Raw genomic sequence first — 19307 nt, 5'->3', positions numbered from 1 at the left:
GGTTTCGCCGCCGTCCGTCCCCCCGGCGGAGCGTGGGTGCCTCAGCCCTGCTCGATCAGGTCGGCGCAGGCGTCCACCGCGGCGGCGGCGTAGGGGCGGATGCGCGGCGGGATCTGCGACGGGTTGATGCCCGGCCCGAGGATGCCGACGCCGACCGGCTTCATGAACTGAAGCTGCAGGTCGATCAGGCTGGAGATGACGGCATGGCCCATGACGTTGCCGTGCTCGGTCTCGCCCCGCTCGATGATGCCCAGCGCCACGGCGCCGGCGACGTCGTCGCGCATCAGGAGGCGCTTGATCGCCAGCGGCTTCTCCATCGAGCCGGGAACCCAGACCTCCGCGACGATGCCGAGGCCGCGGCGGGCGGCGACGGTGCGCGCCTCGTCCAGCATCTCTTCCACCTCTTTGCGGTGGAACCGTCCGAGCACGATGCCGATGTTGCTCACCCTCTGCTTCTCCCATGTTCGCGGTGTCATCTTCGCCCAAACTGTCGCGTCGCCGCGCAAAGCGCAAGGGGCGTCGCGCGGTGCCGACGGCGGCTTGGGCGGTATGGAGATTTCCCATCGGCTTTATAAAGTTGCGCGGGTAATTCCCACCGCATCGCGGAGACGGCCAAGCTGTCGCGGAGGTGGCCCAAGGAAAAACCCCTATGGACAGGCTCGGTCTCCTTGCGCGAACTGTTGCCGAGTGCGACAGGCCGTCGCACTGCGCTACAATTCAGCACAAATTGGTCGCCGCCGCTTTTCTTACGACCATGTAATGATGAGGGCGTGGCGTTTGCGACGGGCCTGGAGGGCTGGGACGTCGCCGGCGCAAGAGAACGACCAGGCGAATCCGGAACGGCAATCATGTTGAAAGGTGCGATCGAATACGCGCCGTCGACCTTCGAGGAGCGGGGGGCCGCGGTGGCCTTCACCACGCCGCTGCTGTCCCAGACCCGCGTGCGCCGCGGCGAGCGGTCGAAGCTCGAGGTGCTGATCCCCAGCCTGTCGCAGGGCATGGGCATCTATGTCGTCGCCTGGAAGGCGGTGCCGGACATGGTGTCGATGACCATGCACGACCGCTATCTGCACGACCTGATCGTGAAGGAGGACGCCTGCTCCCCGCATGAGATCCGCCGGGCGACGCTGAAGGCGGCGCGGCGCGGGCTTGCCGGGCCGCAGGCGGCGCAGGCCGCCCGCCGCGCCCTGGAGGAGGACGAGGAGCAGAGCACGCTTACCCACTATCTGCTGATCCTGGCGATCCTGAAGGCGGTGGGTCTTGAATCGCCGGAGATGCTGAAGGCCGGCATCGACACCGACGAGGGGCAGCGGCTGACCCGGCAGCTGATGACCCGCGCGGCGGAAAGCCTGAAGATGGATGCCACGCTGCTCTATTCCCGGCTGGCCGACATCGCCGCGGTCACCGCACCGGTGGGGCTGGCGCGCTCGCCCAGGCCGGGGCGGCTGACGCGCGGGCTGAACGACCTGAAGGCCTTCCGCGACAGCATGACCGGCTGGGCGAACGACGTGCCGAGCGACGCCGCCCCGGTGGCGCAGTTCTGCGCCGAGGTGGCGCAGCACACCATCGCCATCGGCGACAAGGTTCTGGGCGACTTCCACCGGCGGGTGGAGGCCATCGGGCCGTTGATGCGCGATTGGGACAGCGAGATCGTCCGCGTGCGCGCCCAGGCCGGCCGCATGGCGTGGCTGCTCGACGGCTGGAGCCATATCACCGGGGCGTGGGAGGTGGCGCAGGCCGAGGACCACCACCAGCAGGCGGCGACCGTCAACGACCTGTTCCGCATCCTGCCTCTGCTGCCGCGCAAGGAGTCGAGCCGCGATTTCGTCGAGGATGCCAAGCAGGTCAAGCTGGCCCACCGCCGCTCCGTCCGCATGCTGGAGGACTGGCGCACCGGCCAGATGGACATCGACGCCATCCGCCGGATCGAGGCGGTGAAAGCGCGCGTGCCATGACCGGCGGGGCAGGGGAAAAAGGGCAAGCCGACCGTTTGCCGGGGCTGGAGACCCGGCTGTTCGACATCCCCGAGGACAAGTTCATCGAGGTGGTCCGCCTGCTGGAGCGGGTGCGCGACCATCCCGACGTGCGCCAGACCTTCGCCGCCATCCGTCCGCGGCTGGTCCAGGTGCGCCCGAACCGCCGCCCGACGCTGAAGCGCGTGCTGTGCATGCCGTTCGAGGATGTGCTGGAAAGCTTCAGCGGCGTCGACGTGCCGCTGGGCCGCATCGAGCGGCGGGTGATCGACCCGGTGTGGAAGCTGGTGACGGAGTGCGGCGACACCGCCCTGATCGACCAGCTCGACCGGCAGGTGCAGGAGACGGCGCCCGGCAATCTCAACGCGCTGCGCAACATCGGTCGGCGGCTGTGGCCGATGGCCGCCCAGGCCATTCGGGGGGCGGTGGAGCAGGACGGCGCCCGGCATGCGCTGTGGCGCGTGCTGCATGGCGACGAGGATCTGCAGCGGCAGGTGCTGGACGTCGCCGCCTTCCTGGAGATCGGGCTGACGGTGGAATCGCTGAAGGACGCGCTGGCGCCGAAGCCGCTGCCGGCCTTCGAGGACGAGCATGTCGGCATCATCGAGCAGGCGGTCCAGGCGGTGGCGCGGCAATCCGCCGGGCTGGTCTATTACCTGCTGCTGGTCGCCGCCTCGCGCATGGCGAACCCGGCCGACCTGCTGACGGTGCTGAACGATCTGGATTTCGGCAAGGCGCGGCGCGAGCAGCCGGTGATCTTCGCCCAGCTGAGCGGGCTGGTGGTCACCAACCTGGAGGAACGCTCGGCCCGGCTGGACGGCAACGGCTACAGCGCCGGACCGGGCGTGGCCGCCGCCGCTATCGCGCCGGAGGAGGCCATCGCCATCGCCGAACGGCTGGTCGCCAGCGTCGCCACCACCTCCGCCGTCATGGATTTCCTGGCCGAGCCGGTCTATCGCGAGCGGCTGGAGGCGGTGAAGACGGCGGTGCGGACCATGGTGACCGGCACCGTGCTCGACACCGCGTCCGGCGGCATCCTGACCGCCGTCGCGGCCCCGGCCGAGAATGGCCGTCCTGCCGCGGTGGACGAGGAGGCCCAGGCGGCGGCCGAGGACCACGCCCGCGCGCTGCGGCGCTGCGAGGGGCTGGCCGACGCGCTCGGCCTGCACGAGCCGCTGAAGACCGCGATGGCGTCGATGGAAAAGGGACTGATGGCGCGGGCGCACGCCCTGCTGGCGCAGTACCCGAAGGCGGCTGGCGACCCCGACGACGCCGAGACGGCGGAGATCGGCCTGTTCTACGCCCTGCGCCTGCTGGAACTGGTCGCCGGCCCCGCCAAGGCCGACCAGCTCCGCACCGCCATCATGGCCGCGACCGGCGAGTTCGCGGAGGAGTAGGGGGCTCCCAATCTCCCTCTCCCCCCCGGGGAGAGGGTCGGGGTGAGGGGGATGCATGGGGTGAATTTGCCGGGGAGCGGAGAGTGTGCGATGCTTGGAGATCCTCGCCGCGCGACCCCCTCACCCTAACCCTCTCCCCGGGGGGGAGAGGGGGCCTTGCTCGGGAGAGGGCACTTTCTCACGAGGTCGCCGGCAGGGCGTCCCTCGCCTCGTCCTTGGCTGCGCGCTCGTCGGCGTAGCGGCGGGCCAGGACGGCGCCGACCATCAGCTGGATCTGGTGGAACACCATCACCGGCAGCAGCACCAGACCGGCGGTGGCGGGGGCGAACAGAACGCCGGCCATCGGCACGCCGCTGACCAGCGACTTCTTGGAGCCGCAGAAGACGATCACCGCCTCGTCGGCGCGGGAGAAGCCCAGGCGGCGGCTGAGCAGCGTCGTGCCGATCAGGAACAGCGCCAGGATGGCGCTATCGATCAGCACCACCATGCCCAGCGCCGACGGTGGCACCTGATGCCACAGGCCGTTCACCACCGCCTCGCTGAAGGCGAGATAGACGACCAGCAGGATCGAGCCGCGATCGGTGACCCGCAGCATCGTCTTGTGCCGCGCCGCCCAGGCGCCGACCCAGCGCCGCAGAAGCTGGCCGGCGACGAAGGGCAGCAGAAGCTGTGCCGCGATGGTCTGCAGCGTGTCGAGCGACAGCGCCGTCCCCTGCACCTTCAGGAACAGCGCCACCAGCAGCGGCGTCATCAGGATGCCGGAGATGTTGGACAGGGTGGAACTGCACACCGCGGCCGCGACGTTGCCCCGCGCCATCGAGGTGAAGGCGATGGAGGACTGGACGGTGGAGGGCAGCAGGCAGAGGAACTGCACCCCGATCGCCAGGGCCGGCGGCAGCAGGCTGTGCGGCAGCGTTTCCACCACGGCCCAGCCGATCAGCGGGAAGGCGACGAAGGTCAGGCTGAAGATCAGCAGATGCAGGCGCCAATGCGCCATGCCCGCCACCACCTCTTCCGGCGGCAGCCGGGCGCCGTGCAGGAAGAACAGCAGCGCGATGGCCGCCTCCGCCAGCCAATGCACGCCCTGGGCGAACTGCCCATGCACCGGAAGAACGGTCGCCAGACCGACGGTCGCCACCAGGGCCATGGTGAAGCCGTCCAGGTTCGGGCGAGGCACGCGAATCATTGGTTGGTCCCCCAAATCGATGGTACTGGCCGGACATAACGCCTTGGCTTCTCTTATAACGGCCTTCCCCAGTCTGGAATACAGTATTCAACATGCATGGCAGCCTTGAAAAGATTGGGGAAAATCGGCGCACCCCCGGCTTTTTTCCACGATGCGGAAATGCGCGGCGGAGGTGCGGCGCGGCCAATCCCCTGAAGCTCAATGGGTTTTCGGCGGTCTCAGCTTCCCCCTTGCCACCGGCCTCGCCATACGGTAACGTATGGTCAAAGAACGGATGATTTCCCAGGGGAGCGATACGTCCATGCTGTCCAACCAGTACCCCAGCCTGAATTTCGACCTCGGCGAGTCGGCCGACATGCTGCGCGATTCGGTGCGGAGCTTCGCCGCCAACGAGATCGCCCCCCGCGCCGCCGAGATCGACCACACCAACGAGTTCCCCAACGAGCTGTGGCGCAAGATGGGCGACCTCGGCATCCTCGGCGTGACGGTCGAGGAGGAGTACGGCGGCGCCGGCATGGGCTATCTGGAGCATGTCGTGGCGATGGAGGAGGTGTCGCGCGCCTCCGCCTCGGTGGGCTTGAGCTACGGCGCGCACTCCAACCTCTGCGTCAACCAGATCCGCAAGAACGGCAATGAGGATCAGAAGCGCCGCTATCTGCCCAAGCTGATCTCCGGCGAGCATATCGGCGCGCTGGCGATGTCGGAGCCGAACGCCGGGTCGGACGTGGTGTCGATGAAGCTGCGGGCCGAGAAGAAGGGCGACCGCTATGTGCTCAACGGCACCAAGATGTGGATCACCAACGGCCCCGACGCCGACACGCTGGTCATCTACGCCAAGACCGACATCAATGCCGGCCCGCGCGGCATCACCGCCTTCCTGGTGGAGAAGGGCTTCAAGGGCTTTTCGGTGGCGCAGAAGCTGGACAAGCTGGGCATGCGCGGCTCCAACACCGGCGAGCTGGTGTTCGAGGACTGCGAGGTGCCGGAGGAGAACATCCTGGGCGGCGTCGGCCGCGGCGTGAATGTCCTGATGTCGGGCCTGGATTACGAGCGCGCGGTGCTGTCCGGCGGTCCGCTCGGCATCATGCAGGCCTGCATGGACGTGGTGATCCCCTATGTCCACGACCGCAAGCAGTTCGGCCAGCCCATCGGCGAGTTCCAGCTGATGCAGGGCAAGCTGGCCGACATGTACACGATCATGAACGCCGCCAAGGCCTATGTGTACGCCGTCTGCAAGGCCTGCGACCGGGGCGAGACCACCCGCAAGGACGCTGCCGCCGCCATCCTGTTCTCCGCAGAAAAGGCGACCTGGATGGCGCTGGAGGCCATTCAAACGCTGGGGGGCAACGGCTACATCAATGAATACCCGACCGGCCGCCTGCTGCGCGACGCCAAGCTCTACGAGATCGGCGCCGGCACCAGCGAGATCCGCCGCATGCTGATCGGGCGCGAACTGTTTAAAGAGACCGCGTAAAGCGGTTCGGCAACAAGGCATCGAGGGAAAGGGACAGACCACCATGACCGACAGCATCGTCATCGCCGCCGCCGTCCGCACGCCGATGGGCGGCTTCCAGGGCGACCTCATGGGCCTGACCGGCCCGCAGCTGGGCGCCGTCGCCATCCAGGCGGCGCTGGAGCGCGCCGGCCTGGCCGGAGACGCGGTGGACGAGGTGTTCATGGGCAACGTGCTGTCGGCCGGTCTGGGCCAGGCCCCGGCGCGCCAGGCGGCGCTGGGCGCCGGGCTGCCGAAGGGGGTGGGCTGCACCACCATCTCCAAGGTCTGCGGATCGGGCATGCGGGCGGTGATGTTCGCCCATGACGTCATCAAGGCCGGCTCGGCCAAGGTGGTGGTGGCCGGCGGCATGGAGAGCATGTCCAACGCCCCCTACCTGCTGGACCGCGCCCGCGGCGGCTACCGCATGGGCCACGGCAAGGTGCTGGACCACATGTTCTTCGACGGGCTGGAGGACGCCTACGAGAAGGGCCGCCTGATGGGCACCTTCGCCGAGGAATGCGCCAGCAGCTACAACTTCACCCGTGAGGCTCAGGACAACTACGCCATCGAAAGCCTGAACCGCGCCCGCAAGGCGGTGGAGGACGGCTCCTTCAAGGCGGAGATCGCGCCCGTGCTGGTCAAGGGCCGCAAGGGGGATACGCTGGTCGATACCGACGAGCAGCCGGCCAAGGGCGATCCGAAGAAGATCCCGACGCTGAAGCCCGCCTTCGCCAAGGACGGCACGGTGACGGCGGCCAACGCGTCGTCGATCTCCGACGGCGGTGCGGCGCTGGTCGTCACCACCCGCAGCGAAGCGGACAAGCGCGGCCTGCGCGTGATCGCCGAGATCAAGGGCCATTCCAACCACGCCCAGCAGCCGGCGCTGTTCACGACGGCTCCGGTCGGCGCGATGCAGAAGCTGTTCGAGAAGGTGGGCTGGTCGGCCCGCGACGTCGATCTGTTCGAGATCAACGAAGCCTTCGCCGTGGTGACCATGGCGGCGATGCGCGATCTGGACCTGCCGCACGACAAGGTGAACGTCCATGGCGGCGCCTGCGCGCTCGGGCACCCGATCGGGGCTTCGGGCGCGCGGATCATCGTCACGCTGCTGGCGGCGCTGGAGAAGTACGACCTGAAGCGAGGCGTGGCCAGCTTGTGCATTGGTGGTGGTGAGGCGACAGCGATCGCGGTGGAGCGGGTGTAAGGCACTCCCGCCCCTATTCCCCCTCTCCCCCCCCGGGGAGAGGGTCGGGGTGAGGGGGATGCACTGCGTGCCTTCCCGAGAGTCCTTGCCGTGCTTCCCCCTCACCCTAACCCTCTCCCCGGGGGGAGAGGGGACTATAGAAATCCGAGGAAACGCCCGATGCACCTGACCGAAGAACAGACCATGGTCCGCGACATGGCCCGCGCCTTCGCGCAGGACCGGCTCGCGCCGACCGCCGCCGAGCGTGACCGCAGCGGCGCCTTCCCCAAGGCCGAGCTGGCCGAGATGGGCGAACTCGGCCTGATGGGCATGCTGGTGCCGGAGGAGTTCGGCGGCGCCGCCACCGACCATGTCGCCTATGCGCTGGCCATCGAGGAGATCGCCGCCGGCGACGGTGCGGTGTCCACCATCATGAGCGTGCACAATTCGGTCGGCTGCATGCCGATCCTGAAGTTCGGCACGGATGCCCAGAAGGACCGCTTCCTGAAGCCGATGGCGCGCGGCGAGATGCTGGGCGCCTTCTGCCTTACCGAACCGCAGGCGGGGTCCGACGCCTCGGCGATCAAGACCCGCGCACGGCGCGACGGCGATCACTGGGTGCTGAACGGCACCAAGCAGTTCATCACCTCCGGCTCGCAGGCCGATGTCGCCATCGTCTTCGCGGTGACCGATCCGGCGGCGGGGAAGAAGGGGCTGAGTGCCTTCATCGTGCCGACCGGCACGCCGGGCTATCAGGTGGCGCGGACGGAGGAGAAGCTGGGCCAGCACTGCTCCGACACCTGCCAGATCGTCTTCGAGGAGTGCCGGGTTCCCGCCGACCTGATGCTCGGGGCGGAAGGGGCGGGCTACAGGGTGGCGCTGGCGAACCTGGAGGGCGGGCGCATCGGCATCGCCTCGCAGTCGGTCGGCATGGCGCGCGCGGCGCTCGACCACGCCATCCGCTACGCCCAGGAACGCCAGAGCATGGGCGTGCCGATCATCCAGCATCAGGCCGTCGCCTTCCGCCTCGCCGACATGGCGACCCGCGTGGAGGCCGCGCGCCAGATGGTGCTGCATGCGGCATCCTTGCGCGATGCCGGGGTGCCCTGCATGAAGGAGGCGGCGATGGCCAAGCTGTTCGCCTCCGAAATCGCCGAGAAGGTCTGCTCCGACGCCATCCAGGTCCATGGCGGCTATGGCTATCTCAACGATTTCCCGGTCGAGCGCATCTATCGCGACGTCCGGGTCTGCCAGATTTACGAGGGCACCAGCGACATCCAGCGGCTGGTGATCAGCCGCGCGCTCGTTCAGTAACCCATTCAGCAATCAAGACCGCCAAACCGGGAGGAAGACGGCATGACCGTCCTGAAGAGCGCCCTGAACGCGCGCTCCGCCGAGTTCCAGGCCAACGCCGACGCCATGCAGGCGCTGGTCGACGATCTGCGCCGGAAGGTCGCCGCCATCCAGCAGGGCGGCGGCGCGAAGGCCCGCGACAAGCATCTCGCCCGCGGCAAGCTGCTGCCGCGCGAGCGCATCCGCCAGTTGCTCGACGTCGGCTCGCCGTTTCTGGAGCTGTCGCAGCTTGCCGCCGACGGTGTGTATGCCGAAGACATCCCGTCCGCCGGCATCATCGCCGGCATCGGCAGCGTTGCCGGGCAGGAATGCATGATCGTCGCCAACGACGCGACGGTGAAGGGCGGCACCTATTACCCGCTGACGGTCAAGAAGCACCTGCGGGCGCAGGAGATCGCCCAGCAGAACAACCTGCCCTGCATCTATCTGGTGGATTCAGGCGGCGCCAACCTGCCGAACCAGGACGAGGTCTTCCCCGACCGCGACCATTTCGGCCGCATCTTCTACAACCAGGCCAACATGTCGGCCGAGGGCATCCCGCAGATCGCAGTGGTGATGGGAAGCTGCACCGCCGGCGGCGCCTATGTCCCGGCGATGTCGGACGAGGCGATCATCGTCCGCAACCAGGGCACCATCTTCCTGGGCGGCCCGCCGCTGGTGAAGGCGGCGACCGGCGAGGTGGTGTCGGCGGAGGATCTGGGCGGCGCCGACGTGCATTCCCGCACCTCCGGCGTGACCGACCATTACGCGATGAACGACGCCCATGCGCTGGCGATGGCGCGCCGCGTGGTGTCGAACCTGAACCGCGCCAAGCACATCGACCTCGACCTGCGCGAGCCGGAGGAGCCGGCCTTCGACCCGCGCGAGCTGTACGGCGTCATCCCCAGCGACGCCCGCAAGCCGTTCGACGTGCGCGAGGTGATCGCGCGGGTGGTCGACGGTTCCCGCTTCGACGAGTTCAAGCCGCTCTACGGCACGACGCTGGTCACCGGCTTCGCCCACATCTTCGGCTATCCCGTCGGCATCATCGCCAACAACGGCATCCTGTTCAGCGAATCCGCCCTGAAGGGCGCCCATTTCGTCGAGCTGTGCTGCCAGCGCCGCATTCCGCTGGTGTTCCTGCAGAACATCACCGGCTTCATGGTCGGCCGGAAGTACGAGGCCGGCGGCATCGCCAAGGACGGCGCCAAGCTGGTCACCGCCGTCGCCTGCGCCAAGGTGCCGAAATTCACCGTCATCATCGGCGGCAGCTATGGCGCCGGCAATTACGGCATGTGCGGCCGTGCCTACAGCCCGCGCTTCATGTGGATGTGGCCGAACGCCCGCATCTCGGTCATGGGCGGCGAGCAGGCGGCGGGCGTGCTGGCCCAGGTCAAGCGCGACGCCATGGAAGCGCAGGGCAAGCCCTGGTCGGCCGAGGACGAAGAGGCGCTGAAGGCGCCGATCCGCGCCCAGTTCGAACGGGAGAGCCATGCCTATTACGCCAGCGCCCGGCTGTGGGACGACGGCATCATCGACCCGGCCGACACCCGCATGGTGCTGGGCCTCGGCCTGTCGGCCTCGCTGAACGCGCCGGTGCCGAAGACGCCCTTCGGCGTCTTCCGGATGTGATGGGGGTGGGCATGAGCGATATTCTGATCGAGGTTGCCGACACCGGCGTCGCCACCGTCACCATGAACCGCGGCGACGTGCACAACGCCTTCAACGAGCAGGTCATCGCCGACCTGACCGCAGCCTTCCGGCAGGTGGGCGAGGATCCGGCGGTGCGCGTCGTCCTGCTGCGCGGGGTGGGCAAGAGCTTCTCGGCCGGGGCGGATCTGTCCTGGATGAAGAAAATGGCCGGCTACTCCCACGCGGAGAATCTGGCCGACGCCATGGGCCTCGCCACCATGCTGCGCACGTTGGACGAATGCCCGAAGCCCACGGTCGCCGTGGTGCAGGGGCCGGCCTTCGGCGGCGGCGTCGGGCTGGTTTCGGCCTGCGACATCGCCATCGGCGTCGAGACCGCGACCTTCGCCCTGTCGGAGGTGCGTCTGGGCATCATCCCCGCCGCCATCAGCCCCTATGTCATCGCCGCCATCGGCGAGCGCGCCTGCCGCCGCTACTTCCTGACCGGCGAGCGGTTCAGCGCGGCGGAGGCCCACCGCATCGGCCTGCTGCATGAGCTGACCAAAGCCGACGGGCTGGAGGAGACGGTGGCGAAGACGGTCAAGAACCTGATGGACAGCGCCCCCACGGCGGTCACCGCCGCCAAGGAGCTGATCCGCGCCGTCGCCCGCCGGCCGCTGACCGACGACGTGGTGCGCGACACGGCGGAGCGCATCGCCCGCCAGCGCGCCAGCGCCGAAGGCAAGGAGGGCGTCGGCGCCTTCCTCGACAAACGCACCCCGTCCTGGCGGAGCTGATCCAATGTTCGACAAGATCCTGATCGCCAACCGCGGCGAAATCGCCTGCCGGGTCATCCGCACCGCCCGCCGCCTGGGCATCAAGACCGTCGCCGTCCATTCGGAGGCCGACGCCAAGGCGATGCATGTCCAGATGGCCGACGAGGCCGTCTGCATCGGCCCGGCCCCGGTCGGCGAAAGCTATCTGCGCGGCGACGTCATCCTCGACGTGGCGAAGCGCACCGGCGCCCAGGCCATCCATCCCGGCTATGGCTTCCTGTCGGAGAATGCCGGCTTCGCCGCGGCTTGTGCGAAGGCCGGCGTCGTCTTCATCGGCCCGCCGATCGAGGCGATCCGCGTCATGGGCTCCAAGGCGGAATCCAAGCGGCTGATGGCGAACGCCGACGTGCCGCTGGTGCCGGGCTATCACGGCACCGACCAGGACTTCGCCACCCTGTCGGCGGAGGCCGAACGCATCGGCTATCCGGTGCTGGTCAAGGCGTCGGCCGGCGGCGGCGGCAAGGGCATGCGTGTGGTGCGCGCCGCCAACGAGCTGGCCGATGCGGTGGCCGGCGCCCAGCGCGAAGCCAAGGCCGCCTTCGGCGACGACAGCCTGCTGCTGGAGAAGTATCTCGGCCGGCCGCGCCATGTCGAAATCCAGGTCTTCTGCGACACCCACGGCAACGGCGTCTATCTGTTCGAGCGCGACTGCTCGGTCCAGCGCCGCCACCAGAAGGTGATCGAGGAGGCGCCGGCCCCGAACCTGCCCGACGATCTCCGCCGCCGCATGGGCGAGGCCGCCGTCGCCGCCGCCAAGGCGGTCAACTATGTCGGCGCCGGCACCGTCGAGTTCCTCTATGAGGATGGCGGCTTCTACTTCATCGAGATGAACACCCGCCTGCAGGTCGAGCATCCGGTGACCGAGAAGATCACCGGCCTCGATCTGGTCGAATGGCAGCTGCGTGTGGCAGCCGGGGCGGAACTGCCGCTGCGCCAGGAGCAGCTGACCCGTAGGGGCCATGCCTTCGAGGCGCGGCTCTATGCCGAAGACCCGCAGCGCGACTTCCTGCCCGCCATCGGCAAGCTGGTTCGCCTGCGTCCGCCGTCCGAGAACGAGCATGTCCGCGTCGACACCGGCGTCCGCGAAGGCGATTCGGTGACGATGTATTACGACCCGATGATCGCCAAGCTGATCGTCTGGGACGAGGACCGCGACAGCGCGCTGCGCCGCCTGCGGGTGGCGCTGGCCGAGTATGAGGTCGTCGGCGTCACCACCAATGTCGGCTTCCTCGGCGCCATCGCCGGCCATCCGGCCTTCAAGGCGGTGGAGATCGACACCGGCTTCATCGAGCGCCACCGCGCCGACCTGCTGCCGCCGCCGGCCCCGGTGGCCGACAAGGCGCTGGCCGCAGCATCCCTGTCGGTGCTGCTGAAGCGCCGCGAGGAGGCGCAGGCGGCGCTGCGCGCCCGGTCGGACCGCTATTCGCCCTGGCTGCTTGCCAATGGCTGGCGGCTGAACGAGGAGAACCATTACGACCTGCGCCTGATGGACGGCGAGACGGCGCGCGAAGTGACGCTGCATTTCCGGGCTGATGGCTATGAGGTCGCGGTGGATGGCGGCAGGCCGATGCCCGTCACCGGGGTCAGCCTGACGGACGGCCTGCTGACCGCGACGCTGGACGGCATGCGTACCCGCGCCACCGTGGTGCAGCAGGGGCTGGACATCACCGTGCTGATCGACGGTGCCGTGTCGCGCCTGACGCTGGACGATCCCAGCGCCCGCGCGGCGGAGCAGGAGGGCGGCTCCGGCCGTCTGACCGCGCCGATGCCGGGCACCGTGGTCCGCGTGCTGGTCGAACCGGGCCAGAGCGTCGAGGCCGGCGCGCCGCTGATGCTGCTGGAGGCCATGAAGATGGAGCACACCATCAAGGCCCCGGCCGCCGGCACCGTCAGCGCCGTGAATTTCGCGGCGGGCGATCAGGTGTCGGAAGGCGTCGACCTGCTGGTTCTCGACATCGCGGAGGCCTGACGATGCAACTGCCGAAATTCGTCCGCATGGTGGAGGTCGGCCCACGCGACGGCCTCCAGAACGAAAAGTCGATGGTGCCGACGGCGGTGAAGGTGGAACTGGTCGACCGCCTGTCCGACGCCGGGTTGAGTGTGGTGGAGGCGGCCAGCTTCGTCTCGCCCAAATGGGTGCCGCAGATGGGCGACAGCGCCGACGTGCTGGCCGGCATCGCCCGCAAGCCCGGTGTCCGCTATGCCGCCCTTACCCCCAACCTGAAGGGGCTGGAGGGCGCGCTGGCGGCCAAGGCCGACGAGGTTGCGGTGTTCGGCGCCGCGTCGGAGAGCTTCAGCCAGAAGAACATCAACTGCTCCATCGCCGAAAGCCTGGACCGCTTCGCGCCGGTGATGGAGCAGGCCAAGGCGGCGGGCGTGCCGGTGCGGGGCTATGTCTCCTGCGTGCTCGGTTGCCCCTATGAGGGGGAGATCGCGCCGAAGGCGGTGGCGGAGGTTGCGGAGCGGCTGTTCGCCATGGGCTGCTACGAGATCTCGCTGGGCGACACCATCGGCACCGGCACGCCGACCAAGGCTCAAGCGATGATCGCCGCGGTGGCGGAGCGGGTGCCGGTCGAGAAGATCGCCGTCCATTTCCACGACACCTATGGGCAGGCGCTCGCCAACATCCTGGCGGCGCTGCAGATGGGGGTGGCGGTGGTCGACAGCTCCGTCGCGGGCCTGGGCGGCTGCCCCTATGCCAAGGGGGCCAGCGGCAATGTGGCGAGCGAGGATGTGCTCTACATGCTGAACGGCCTCGGCATCGAGACCGGGGTGGACCTGGACAAGCTGATCGCGGCCGGGGCGTTCATCAGCGATGCCATCGGCCGCCCCACCGCATCGAAGGTGGCCCGCGCTCGTGGTTGTGCGTGAGGGAATCTTCGGCAACGAAGGGCCGCGCTTCCGAAAGGGGGCGCGGCCCTTTTGTATTTGGGGGCGCCCGATATCCGAACGTCCCGTATTAACGAGAAGGTATCGACGAGAAAGACTCTGCAATGTATGTGATAATGGCTGGCGTTAATGAAGGAATATGCTATAGTTATATTCACAACATACATTTAAATGTAATTCCTTTTGCGCCGAGTCGGGCATAATTATTTATAGTTTGTATATGAAACCCTGTGCCAGTGGTAAATTTTTTATGAATTCTCTTTTCTCTTCTCAATATACTGAGGGGGCGCCAGTGAAAGCCCACCATATGATGACAGGAAAATAAACCGCCTATTAATTGTCAATATCGCGTTTGACTCCCCAAAAAACATACAAAATACCCTTGCATTCTCGTTATAAGGGAATGCCGGGCGATGGGCATACTATCTTCGAAAAGCTGCGATGAGCAGGTTGAACAGAATCCGTCGTGCTCCCCCGAAGCCTTCATCAAATATTGGAGCGACAAGGGCGGATCGGAGCGCGCCAATTATCAGAAATTCATCAACCAGCTCTGCGCGCTGATCGGGACGGCGGAGCCGGAAGCGTCGTCGGAACAGGACGCGCTCAACAATTACGTCTATGAAAAGAGGGTGCGCGCGCTCGATCTGGAGGGCGATGACGGGCGGAACAACTATCTTGACTGCTACAAGCGGGATTGCTTCGTTCTGGAGGCCAAGCAATCGCGCAAGCGCCAGCGCGGCGGGCAGGAAGGGAGCGACCTGTTCGGCGGGTTGCCCCACAGTTCCCCGCCCGCCGGGACGCGGCCGTCATGGGACCGGCTGATGCGGCAGGCGCGCGCCCAGGCCGAACGCTATGCCAAGGCGTTGCCGACCGATCACGGCTGGCCGCCCTTCCTGATCGTCGTCGATGTCGGGCATGTGGTAGAGACCTATGCCGACTTTACCGGACTGGGCAAGGCCTACATGCCCTTCCCCGACAGCCGGTCGCATCGGATCAGGCTGGCGGATCTCGCCGATCCGGAGATACGGGCGCGGCTGAAGGCGATCTGGGAAGCGCCCAAGAGCCTCGACCCCAGCGCCCGGCGGGCCGAGGTGACGCGGGACATCGCGCAGCGCCTCGCCCGGCTGGCGCAGAGCCTGGAAAAGCGATACGAGCCGAAACAGGTGGCGCTGTTCCTGATGCGCTGCCTGTTCACCGCCTTTGCGCAGAATGTCGGGCTGCTGCCGGACGGCGCCTTCACCGGCGTGCTGAACGACGCCCGGCCACACCCGCAATTCCTGCCGCGCTATCTGGAACCCTTCTGGCGCAGCATGGACAAGGGCAGCGATCACGACACCACCATCCGCGCCCGCGTCCGCCATTTCAACGGCGGGCTGTTCCGGGAAGCCGAGGCGCTGGCGCTCGACGAACAGGAGATTGGCGAACTGATCGCCGCCTGTTCACGCGACTGGAAGAATGTGGAGCCGGCGATCTTCGGCACCCTGCTGGAAAACGCGCTGAGCAAGCGCGAGCGCAGCCAATACGGCGCCTTCTTCACGCCGCGCGCCTATGTGGACCGGCTGGTGGTGCCGGCGGTGATCGAACCGCTGATGGCGGAGTGGCGGGCGGCGCAGGTGATCGCCGAGAACGCCCAGAGAAAGAACGAACCGGCGCAGGCCATCAAGGAAATCAAGGATTTCCATCGGAAGCTCTGTTCCGTCAGGGTCTTGGATCCCGCCTGCGGAAGTGGAAATTTTCTTTACGTCGCCCTGGAGAAGATGAAGGCCCTGGAAGGGGAGGTCATTGCGACGCTGGAGGACATCGGCGGCGGGACGCAGGCCAATCTCGACCTCGCCGGGCACACCGTCGGTCCGCACCAACTGCTTGGGCTGGAGAAGAATCCCCGCGCCGTGCCGATCGCCGAACTGGTGATCTGGATCGGTCATCTGCAATGCCATCTGCGCCAGCGCGGGCCGGAAAGCCTGAGCGAGCCGATCCTCCACTCCTACGACAACATCCGGCAGTGCGACGCGGTGCTGTCCTGGGAGCGGGTGGAGCCGATGCTGGACGAGGACGGCCAGCCGCGGGTGAAGTGGGACGGCCTCAGCTGGAAGACCGATCCCTTCACCGGCCAGGAGGTGCCTGACGAAAGCCGGACGGTTCCGCTGCAACGCCATGTCGGCGCCAAGCCCGCCGACTGGCCGGAGGCCGATTACATCGTCGGCAACCCGCCCTTCATCGCCGGCAAGGACCTGCGGGCCGAACTGGGCGACGGCTATGCCGAGGCGCTGTGGCGGGCCTACCCGCACATGCCCGGCGGCGCCGACTTCGTCACCTACTGGTGGGACAAGGCGGCCGATCTGGTGCGCAAGCGGGCGGCCCGGCGCTTCGGCTTCATCACCACCAACAGCATCACCCAGACCTTCAGCCGCCGGGTCATCCAACGGCACCTCGACGCGAAGACGCCGCTGTATCTGCCCTTCGCCATCCCCGACCATCCCTGGGCGGACGGGCAGGGCACGGCGGCCGTGCGGGTGGCGATGACGGTGGGTGCGCTCGTCGAGCATGACGAGCGGACCGGCTTGTTGAAGACGGTGGAGCGTGAAGAAAAATCCCCTGACAAGGACGGAGCCGTTCCAGTCGAGTTGAAACCATTTCCCGGAATTGTGAGAAGCGATCTCACGGTCGGTGCAGACATCGCATCCGCCAAGCCGCTGGCATCGAATGGGAAGATTTCTTCACGCGGTGTGTCGCTCCATGGGGCGGGCTTTCTCGTCACCCCGGCACAGGCGCGCGCTCTCGGCTTGGGGCGGATTGCCGGATTGGAAGAGAGGATACGCGAATACCGGAACGGCCGTGATCTGACCGGGCGCTCCCGCGGGCTGATGGTCATCGACCTTTTCGGCATGACGGAAGCCGAAGTCAGGCAGAAGTATCCGGAAGTTTACCAGTGGCTGTTGGATCGCGTGAAGCCGGAGAGAGATAAGAACAACAGAAAATCATATAGAGAGAATTGGTGGGTGTTTGGCGAGCCGAGGACGGAACTGCGAAGTGCGATTAATGGTATAAGTAGGTATATTGCAACTGTTGAGACGAGCAGGCATAGAATATTTCAAGTGTTGCCGTCGAATACGAGGCCGGATAACAAGCTCGTTCTAATTTTCTCCAATGAAGCGTACATCCTTGGGGTGCTGTCGAGCAAAATTCATTGCACATGGTCGATATCTGCTGGAGGTTGGCTCGGGCAGGGTAACGACCCTGTCTATGTCAAAACCCGTTGTTTCGACACCTTCCCCTTCCCCAACGCCACGCCGCATCAGAAGCGCGTGATCGGTCAGCTTGCCGAGGAACTCGACGCCCATCGCAAGCGGGTGCTGGCCGAGCATCCCGACCGGTTGACGCTGACCGAGCTTTACAATGTCCTGGAGAAGGGGCGGAGCCGGGAGGAGCTGACCGCGCGCGAGATGGAGATCTACCAGCTGGGGCAGGTCGGCGTGATGCTGGACCTCCACAGCCGGATCGACCATGCGGTGGCGGACGCCTATGGCTGGCCTGCCGATCTGGAGGATGCGCGGATTCTGGAAAATCTCGTGGCGCTGAACGCCGAGCGCCACCGCGAGGAACGCGACGGCCTCGTCCGCTGGCTGCGGCCGGACTACCAGAACCCGAAGGGGCAGGGCGCCGCCGTTCAGATCGCGGCTACGCTCGACATCGCGGCGGATACGGCGAAGCGGATCGTCTGGCCGAAGGCGCCGACCGAACAGGTCCACAGCCTGATGGCGGCGCTGAACCGCTGCGGCCGTGCCGTCGAAGCCGAAAGCCTCGCCCGCCAATTCAAGGGCGCGCGGTCGCCGAGGGTCAAGGAGCTGCTCGACATCCTGGTGTCGGTCGGCCATGCCCGTCAGATCAACGACCGCTATGCGCCTTGACCGAAACTCTCGCGGTCGTCCGCCGTCCGCATCGTCCGGATATGCGGACCACTAAATTGTACGTACTACAAACTTGACGATCCGGACCGTCCAGGGCATCATCATCGGCGTGATGGATGGTGCCGAAAACGCATTGTTCCCACGACGCCGACCGGACTGAGTGCCGGTCGGAACCACGGCTGGAGTTCCAGTGGCAACGACCCACGGCCGCTAACCGCGCGCCGCCACATGACCTGTTGCCCGTCCGGCTGTTCGGCGGCGGAGCCATACCCGGGTGGCTCCGCCGCCGATTGTTTTTTGGGCATAGGCCCCGATCCGGCAATCCCCGCCATCCTCCCGCCTCATTTCTGTCACGTCCTGTCCCGCTCCGCATTTCACAACGGCGGCGGTCAGCGCGTAATGGATTTTGCCGAATTTCATACCACTTTTGAGCAAAGACACCGGAAACCCCTGCCGGAATCGCTCGAAATTCAAACGAAACTTCCAAAAATATTGATGCGCTTTCGCAAAATGGGGGTATGGGCTGTGGCTTTAACGCGCCATTAACCAGACTGGATTGAGTTTAGGCATATCAGACGCGGCCAACTCCAACCAGCGCGCGAAGTTGACTTCCAGGCTAGATGGAAATGGTTCGTCCCGTGTTAATGCCGATATCTCCGTTTCCCCTTGGATTTGAAAGGCCCGCCCCCATGACCGTGCCGGCAGTCCTCCGCGATGTGGCGCAGTACGGCGCCTACGCCGCCGGCCGGGGCCGACATGCGGGCCTGCTGGTCGCGGTCCTGCTGCTGGCCGGTTGCCCGGCCAACACCGCCGGACCCTGGGGCGGACCGGACGTGACGGCGGCCCGCTCGAATGCCCATCCGGCCTCCCCGCCGGTGCCCAAGCCCAAGCCGGTCCGGAAGCTCCCCGACGCCGCCACGCTGGCGCCGGCCCTGCCGATGCCGCAGCCGGGGCCGCCGGTGACCGCCGGGGAACTGACCGCCGGCAAGCTGACCGCCGATCAGGCCACCACCCATCTGGCGGCCATCGGATCCGACATCGCCAACCAGGCGGCGATGCCGCCTAACGCCACCCAGGCGGCGACACCGCCTAACGCCACCCAGGCGGCGACACCGCCTAACGCCGCCCAGGCGGCGGCACCGCCGACGGGGGGCACGCCAACCCAATCCGCAACCACCAACGCCGACCCCGACAGCCTTGTCGGGCTGGACGAAGTCCAGACGCTCAAACTCCTGGGGTCCCCCGTTGCACGGGAAGAGGCGCCTCCCGCCAAGATCTGGCGGTATGCCAAGGGCGATTGCACCCTCAAGGTGTTCTTCTTCATGGATATGACCTCGTCCCAGGACTTCCGCGCCCTCTCCTACGATATGAAGAGCAGCCAAAATGTCCCTGACGCCGACCACCGATGCTTCGCCCAACTCCTCGCTCAAGCTGACGCAGGGCGCCCTGTCCGCGCCGGGATTCAGTAAGGCGGAGTCG

General features: G+C 66.9%; 13 protein-coding genes. 11 read left to right on the top strand and 2 right to left on the bottom strand.

The features are described 5' to 3' along the window. Window positions 1–41 precede the first annotated feature (41 nt). Window positions 42–446, bottom strand: coding sequence for a 6,7-dimethyl-8-ribityllumazine synthase (locus FZ029_RS19345; protein ID WP_085084143.1), 405 nt, complete (start codon window positions 444–446; stop codon window positions 42–44). Between the two features lie 402 nt (window positions 447–848). Between FZ029_RS19345 and FZ029_RS19340 the strand changes: the two genes are divergently transcribed. Further along, window positions 849–1955: a hypothetical protein gene (locus tag FZ029_RS19340; RefSeq protein WP_149200195.1), complete on the top strand. Its 1107-nt coding sequence runs from the start codon at window positions 849–851 to the stop codon at window positions 1953–1955. Continuing rightward, window positions 1952–3370 carry a hypothetical protein gene (locus FZ029_RS19335; protein WP_149271084.1) on the top strand — a complete coding sequence of 473 codons (1419 nt, stop codon included), beginning with the start codon at window positions 1952–1954 and terminating at the stop codon, window positions 3368–3370. Before FZ029_RS19340 ends, FZ029_RS19335 begins: the two co-directional genes overlap by 4 nt. Before the next feature lie 178 nt (window positions 3371–3548). On the opposite strand, the gene FZ029_RS19330 is transcribed toward FZ029_RS19335, so the two are convergent. Further along, a complete protein-coding gene (locus FZ029_RS19330) occupies window positions 3549–4556 on the bottom strand; it encodes a bile acid:sodium symporter family protein (RefSeq protein ID WP_149271082.1) in 1008 nt (335 codons plus the stop codon). A 301-nt stretch (window positions 4557–4857) separates the two neighbouring features. Between FZ029_RS19330 and FZ029_RS19325 the strand changes: the two genes are divergently transcribed. The 9 genes from FZ029_RS19325 to FZ029_RS19285 all read left to right on the top strand — a co-directional run bounded on the left by FZ029_RS19325 (window position 4858) and on the right by FZ029_RS19285 (window position 19297). Beyond that, window positions 4858–6030 carry an isovaleryl-CoA dehydrogenase gene (locus FZ029_RS19325; RefSeq protein ID WP_149271080.1) on the top strand — a complete coding sequence of 391 codons (1173 nt, stop codon included), beginning with the start codon at window positions 4858–4860 and terminating at the stop codon, window positions 6028–6030. A gap of 43 nt (window positions 6031–6073) precedes the next feature. Continuing rightward, complete coding sequence (locus FZ029_RS19320) at window positions 6074–7255, top strand: acetyl-CoA C-acyltransferase (RefSeq protein WP_149271078.1); 1182 nt, start codon at window positions 6074–6076, stop codon at window positions 7253–7255. A gap of 159 nt (window positions 7256–7414) precedes the next feature. Then, window positions 7415–8548 (top strand): acyl-CoA dehydrogenase, encoded by a 1134-nt coding sequence (locus FZ029_RS19315; protein WP_149271076.1) that lies wholly within the window; start codon window positions 7415–7417, stop codon window positions 8546–8548. A 42-nt stretch (window positions 8549–8590) separates the two neighbouring features. Continuing rightward, window positions 8591–10198, top strand: coding sequence for a carboxyl transferase domain-containing protein (locus FZ029_RS19310; protein WP_149200189.1), 1608 nt, complete (start codon window positions 8591–8593; stop codon window positions 10196–10198). An 11-nt stretch (window positions 10199–10209) separates the two neighbouring features. Further along, window positions 10210–10992, top strand: a complete 783-nt coding sequence (locus tag FZ029_RS19305; protein ID WP_149271074.1) for an enoyl-CoA hydratase/isomerase family protein — start codon at window positions 10210–10212, stop codon at window positions 10990–10992. A 4-nt stretch (window positions 10993–10996) separates the two neighbouring features. Further along, window positions 10997–13000: an acetyl/propionyl/methylcrotonyl-CoA carboxylase subunit alpha gene (locus FZ029_RS19300; protein WP_149271072.1), complete on the top strand. Its 2004-nt coding sequence runs from the start codon at window positions 10997–10999 to the stop codon at window positions 12998–13000. A gap of 2 nt (window positions 13001–13002) precedes the next feature. Beyond that, window positions 13003–13902, top strand: coding sequence for a hydroxymethylglutaryl-CoA lyase (locus FZ029_RS19295; protein WP_149271070.1), 900 nt, complete (start codon window positions 13003–13005; stop codon window positions 13900–13902). A gap of 431 nt (window positions 13903–14333) precedes the next feature. Continuing rightward, window positions 14334–17828, top strand: coding sequence for a DNA methyltransferase (locus FZ029_RS19290; protein ID WP_149271068.1), 3495 nt, complete (start codon window positions 14334–14336; stop codon window positions 17826–17828). Window positions 17829–18517: 689 nt separating this feature from the next. Next, window positions 18518–19297 carry a hypothetical protein gene (locus FZ029_RS19285; protein ID WP_247892394.1) on the top strand — a complete coding sequence of 260 codons (780 nt, stop codon included), beginning with the start codon at window positions 18518–18520 and terminating at the stop codon, window positions 19295–19297. The last annotated feature ends 10 nt before the right edge of the window (window positions 19298–19307 follow it).

The organism is Azospirillum sp. Sh1 (genome assembly GCF_008365135.1).
Lineage (GTDB): Bacteria > Pseudomonadota > Alphaproteobacteria > Azospirillales > Azospirillaceae > Azospirillum > Azospirillum oryzae.
This window is presented reverse-complemented; position numbering and strand designations above follow the sequence as displayed.

What these genes read in the sequence shown, in the direction of transcription:
- FZ029_RS19300 (WP_149271072.1), top strand. Translation starts at nt 10,997, where the DNA reads ATGTTCGACAAGATCCTGATCGCCAACCGCGGCGAAATCGCCTGCCGG.
- FZ029_RS19315 (WP_149271076.1), top strand. Translation starts at nt 7,415, where the DNA reads ATGCACCTGACCGAAGAACAGACCATGGTCCGCGACATGGCCCGCGCC.
- FZ029_RS19325 (WP_149271080.1), top strand. Translation starts at nt 4,858, where the DNA reads ATGCTGTCCAACCAGTACCCCAGCCTGAATTTCGACCTCGGCGAGTCG.
- FZ029_RS19330 (WP_149271082.1), bottom strand. Translation starts at nt 4,556, where the DNA reads ATGATTCGCGTGCCTCGCCCGAACCTGGACGGCTTCACCATGGCCCTG.
- FZ029_RS19320 (WP_149271078.1), top strand. Translation starts at nt 6,074, where the DNA reads ATGACCGACAGCATCGTCATCGCCGCCGCCGTCCGCACGCCGATGGGC.
- FZ029_RS19310 (WP_149200189.1), top strand. Translation starts at nt 8,591, where the DNA reads ATGACCGTCCTGAAGAGCGCCCTGAACGCGCGCTCCGCCGAGTTCCAG.
- FZ029_RS19295 (WP_149271070.1), top strand. Translation starts at nt 13,003, where the DNA reads ATGCAACTGCCGAAATTCGTCCGCATGGTGGAGGTCGGCCCACGCGAC.
- FZ029_RS19340 (WP_149200195.1), top strand. Translation starts at nt 849, where the DNA reads ATGTTGAAAGGTGCGATCGAATACGCGCCGTCGACCTTCGAGGAGCGG.
- FZ029_RS19290 (WP_149271068.1), top strand. Translation starts at nt 14,334, where the DNA reads ATGGGCATACTATCTTCGAAAAGCTGCGATGAGCAGGTTGAACAGAAT.
- FZ029_RS19305 (WP_149271074.1), top strand. Translation starts at nt 10,210, where the DNA reads ATGAGCGATATTCTGATCGAGGTTGCCGACACCGGCGTCGCCACCGTC.
- FZ029_RS19285 (WP_247892394.1), top strand. Translation starts at nt 18,518, where the DNA reads ATGACCGTGCCGGCAGTCCTCCGCGATGTGGCGCAGTACGGCGCCTAC.
- FZ029_RS19335 (WP_149271084.1), top strand. Translation starts at nt 1,952, where the DNA reads ATGACCGGCGGGGCAGGGGAAAAAGGGCAAGCCGACCGTTTGCCGGGG.